The sequence below is a fragment of the Rhizobium sp. BR 317 genome (genome assembly GCF_047445835.1).
In the GTDB taxonomy this organism is placed as follows: Bacteria; Pseudomonadota; Alphaproteobacteria; order Rhizobiales; family Rhizobiaceae; genus Rhizobium; species Rhizobium paranaense.
Map to the genome: position 1 here is coordinate 1 of NZ_JARWLB010000055.1, position 4,350 is coordinate 4,350.

Below are 4,350 nucleotides of genomic sequence, written 5' to 3' on the forward strand. Positions count from 1 at the left end.
ACTTGGTTCTATCCGTGTTTACAAACATATTATCGCGAAGGGCGTAGAGGAAGCGGATTGGTCGCTTAACTCCAGCGTTGGCGTTTACCAGGCTGTTGATTTMCCGAAGCGTTACGAAAATCTCAGGGTTATTGAACCGATCAAGATMCTCTATGATGACCAGGTCGTACTTGGTCGCTTGGAAGAAATAAATGATCTCGTCCAAGTGCCTGTTGAGGATCGACTCTTCTTTCGCTGTCTCGGGCGTTATCTCAATATCTTTGAGAGAAATACTTTTGAGAGAGAGGCCGAGACTTTTTATGTATATCTGGTGGAAGGCAAGCCAGATAAAGAGAAATCCAACTGAGGTCGTTGCGAAATTGAACCAGTTTTCAAAGGCGACGGGCTTGAAAAACTCACCGCTCAGGACGGCATCTCGTTTGATGAATAGGTGCCAGCAAGAAAACATTCCAGCCATGATGAACAGCGACGTGAACTTTGACCACCATCTGGGTGTCTGGATGCGTTTGAAACGCGAAAGGGGTAAACTGTTGGAATCCGCGCCGTAGAGCATCTGCTGGAGAATGCTCCGTTCGATCTCCTGCTTGCTGACATTGCCTTTTTTAGGGCATGTTGCTTGGCTTTCGTTGGTCGTTACGGACCCATCGGCCTCAGGTAGAAAAGCGGCAAGCGAAATTTGAAGGACTGGTCTGTTATACCTCCGACGGAAAGTTTTGATGATGCTGCTTTTTCCAGATCCGTACGGGCCAGTCAGCGCAATGTTGGAGACATTCGGATTGCTGGTCGCGACCATCAACGCATCCGCGTAAATGCCATGCTCGTCAGCCTCGTCAGTTGGAGCAAGATCCACGTACTTAGATGGCATATCTTTGGCTTTTTGTGAAACCACTGACGTGCACCATCTAAATAACGATGTGATTTTCACTCGATGCACCCATTGTGAGAAGGCCACTGTTCTTGTTTTGTAGCTGGCGGGAGGTGCACCGCAAAGGCGAAAGTTTAGGTTGTACACAGACCCTGATCTTTGGCAAACTTCAAATTGCTGTGGCTGTGCGTTTCAAGCATCTTGAATGGCTAACTACAGGACGCCCCACGCCCGAAACCTCCCCCTCCCCGTCATCTCCCTGAGCCCAAGCTCCTCGACGATCCTKAGCGCCGCTCGCGGCGTCACCTTCAGCGTCTCGGCGACCATGCCGGCCGAGACCAGCGGCCGCGCCATGACGAGCTCGATCAGACCCGGCAGATTGGAGGAAGAGCGCCGGCCGACCAGGCGCCGCTCCATCATATGTTTTGCGAGCGCCAGCCGGTCATGCTCCTTGAGACCGAGCTCCGCGGCCGTAATGATGCCGTTAACGACCGCCAGCAGGCGGGTGTCGCGCGCGCGATGCCGACGCCGTTCGACGGGAATGGATTTGAGGCCGAGATTGATCGCGGCGAGGTGGGCGCCGGTCGTGAGGCCGGCATGGCGCAGCGTTTCGGCAGCCAGCAGCCGGCCGAGCCAKGGCGCGTGTTGCAGKACCTGCAGGTCGTTCCAGGCGTCGAGCAACAGCGCGGCGCGCAACACCGGCGGCAGGCCTTCGGTTTCGCCCAGGACGACGCGCMATTCGTCGAGCCGTGCGTCCTCGTCCCAATCGAGATCGTAKACCAGCGGATCTTTGTCCCGCGTAGTGCGCGGCCCGGGCAATTTGGCTTCGGTTAGCGCTGCTTCCGAGCGGGCGATCACGGCGTCGATTTCGGCCAGGTGTTCCGCCAGGGGATMGTTGGGATCMTTATCCGGATCGTCCCCCTCCCCTCCGCCGATCGCGTCTGCAGCGGGTGCGGCCAACGGCACGGTGTTTTGGGCGATCCCATCAACTGCTCCGTCGTCGTCGTGTGATGGTGCAAGCCACCMCTGCCCGCGCAAGGCGCGCAGACCATCCGGGCGCAGCGCCCAGCCGGGTGGCTGCGCCGCGAGTCGCCGGCGGCTGCGAAGCACGTCGCGGGCGATTGTCAGCTCGTGGGTCGGCGTGCGGATGTCGTGGCCGGCGTCGTGCAGCACCAGGTCCTCGAGATGGACGAGCTCGCCGTCGAGCCACAGCGAGGCGCAGGCATCKGAAAAGTGGGCGCGATCGAGGAAGCCGGAGCCGACCGTCGATCGGGCGATGCGCTCGTCGAGACGTGACAGTGACGATGCGGCGTCCGAAACCGGCCGCGATAGGGTCTGGAGGGGCAATTTGGCGAAATCGTAACGCATTGAAAATATGGTAAATGATTTACTAAACGGTCGCTATCTTAGATTTAGTGTCCGTCACTGGATGTTGTTGCCGAGGCAACTTGTCACTTCCGATAAGTAATGCTTATCGGAAGTGATTGATTTCTTCCCCCAAATCAGCGAAAACCGTTGCAAAGCACAGTCTCAGTGCCGTCAAAACCATTGAACCGGAGCGATTTTCGTGGCCAAGTCTTCCCATTCCAAGACCGCCGTCGAACGCCGCGCCCACGAACTCGACACCATCGCCAGCGTGCTGCCGATCGACCGGCGCGACGAACTGGCCGAACTGTTGACCGACCAGGACATCGAAACGCTCCGCCACCTGGTCAACGAGGGCATGGGCGAAAACACCCTGCGCGCCCTCACCTCCGACCTTGCCTATCTGCAGGCCTGGTCGCTGGCCGCGACTGGAGCCTCCMTCCCCTGGCCGGCGCCAGAAGCGCTACTGCTGAAATTCGTCGCCCACCATCTCTGGCAGCCTGACCAGCGCGACATCGATCCTCACCACGGCATGCCAGCTGATGTCGAGCAGAGCCTGCGCGAGCAACGCTTCCTTAGATCTCCCGGGCCGCACGCGCCCGATACGGTGCGCCGGCGGCTTGCCAGTTGGTCGACGCTGACAAAATGGCGCGGGCTGACGGGTGTCTTCTCCTCMCCTTCGCTGAAATCCGCAATACGCCTCGCTGTCCGCGCGACGCCACGACCAAGAAAAAGAAAGAGCGCCAAGGCAGTCACCGGTGACGTCCTGGCAAAGCTGCTCGCTACMTGTGGCACCGACAGCCTGCGCGATGTCCGCGACCGGGCAATATTGATGGTGGGTTTTGCCTCGGGCGGTMGCCGCCGCAGTGAGATTGCCGGTTTGCGAAGGGAGCAGCTCTCGGTCGAACCGCCAATCGCCGTCGAGGGTGGTCCTCCCCTCCCCTCTCTCGCCATCCATCTGGGTCGCACCAAAACGTCAGGGATCGAGCACGATGAGGTMGTYTATCTSASCGGCCGGCCGGTGGATGCGCTGAATACCTGGCTGGTGGCCGCCAAGATCGACAGCGGCAGCATATTCCGGGCGGTCGATCGCTGGGGCAATGTCAGCCGCCGTGCCCTCGATCCGAAGGCGGTCAACGATATCGTCAAGCAGCGGGCGGTCATGGCTGGACTGGAGCCTKGGGAGTTTTCGGCACATGGCCTGCGGTCAGGATACCTGACGGAAGCCGCCAACCGGGGTATCCCTCTTCCTGAGGCGATGGAGCAGTCGCGGCATCGTTCGGTTCAACAGGCGTCKAGTTACTATAACAACGCCTCAAGACGAACCGGGCGAGCGACAAGATTGCTGTGAAGTCCGAGCTCGTGGTGTTCACGAGCATGCTTATCAATTCGACAAACGGCCGGAGCGCTCCTGAATTACTCGGAAGATGGCGACTGAGAAACGCAATCTTAGATGTTTTGCCGCCACTTTGCGCAGATCTTCAACGGTTGACGGGTTTCATGCTGCCAAKGGTCTTACTCAACCCGGTCTACCGGTTCTTATTGTCGGTTGATCGATGCATTTCATATGAAGTCAGTGCGCTTAAACGCGCCGACGAAAATGGTGTTACAGATCGCCTGCTTTGGTGTCTGAACGCGAACGGCGAGCCGGTACCAAATATCGAATTTTCCATMGACGACCTGAAGCGCGATGTCCGACAGCTMGTTGGAGAAGGATTTCCGATAGGTGTTGAGTTCAAGACAGAACGCTACACGCAAAACTACGAAGGAGATGTTACGCAGGCGGACTATGGTCTAAACATCAATTTCACCGATCCTAGCCAAATCAACCCCGCAATGAAAAAGTGGACCGCAACCTATTTCATGCAATCGAAGGTCGCCAAAGTTCCACCTGACAGTGACCAATGGGATCTACGCGCTTCTTTCAGTCGAACTAGCGGACAGCCAAACGCAATTGATCGACTTCGCTCTCTGGTAGGCAATCGCGGCCTTCTATACCACCTGTATTGTCCTTCCGGCGCTCTTAGATACGCAAGCAGCTCAAAGCTCTTCAAGACTATTGAAGCAACTGGGGTCAACAAAKGGGCGCCTTCGGTGTACTGGCGTTCTGGGTTCTGGCT

The 4,350-nt window shown here is 57.6% G+C and carries 3 protein-coding genes and 1 pseudogene; 2 read left to right on the forward strand and 2 right to left on the reverse strand.

Annotated elements, in window-relative coordinates; translation table 11 throughout:
• Positions 1-889: P-loop NTPase fold protein (locus QD357_RS31255; protein ID WP_414125856.1), on the reverse strand; the 889-nt coding region annotated here is incomplete at its 3' end.
• Between the two features lie 189 nt (positions 890-1,078).
• The gene (locus QD357_RS31260; RefSeq protein ID WP_414125857.1) at positions 1,079-2,233 is read right to left on the reverse strand and encodes an RHE_PE00001 family protein; all 1,155 of its coding nucleotides are present in this window, start codon (positions 2,231-2,233) and stop codon (positions 1,079-1,081) included.
• Between the two features lie 199 nt (positions 2,234-2,432).
• Here QD357_RS31260 and QD357_RS31265 point away from each other — a divergent pair, with 199 nt between their 5' ends.
• Both QD357_RS31265 and QD357_RS31270 read left to right on the forward strand, forming a co-directional pair.
• Positions 2,433-3,581, forward strand: coding sequence for a tyrosine-type recombinase/integrase (locus QD357_RS31265; protein ID WP_414125858.1), 1,149 nt, complete (start codon positions 2,433-2,435; stop codon positions 3,579-3,581).
• 26 nt (positions 3,582-3,607) lie between these two features.
• Positions 3,608-4,350 (forward strand): annotated as a pseudogene (locus tag QD357_RS31270) (hypothetical protein); the annotation flags it as partial.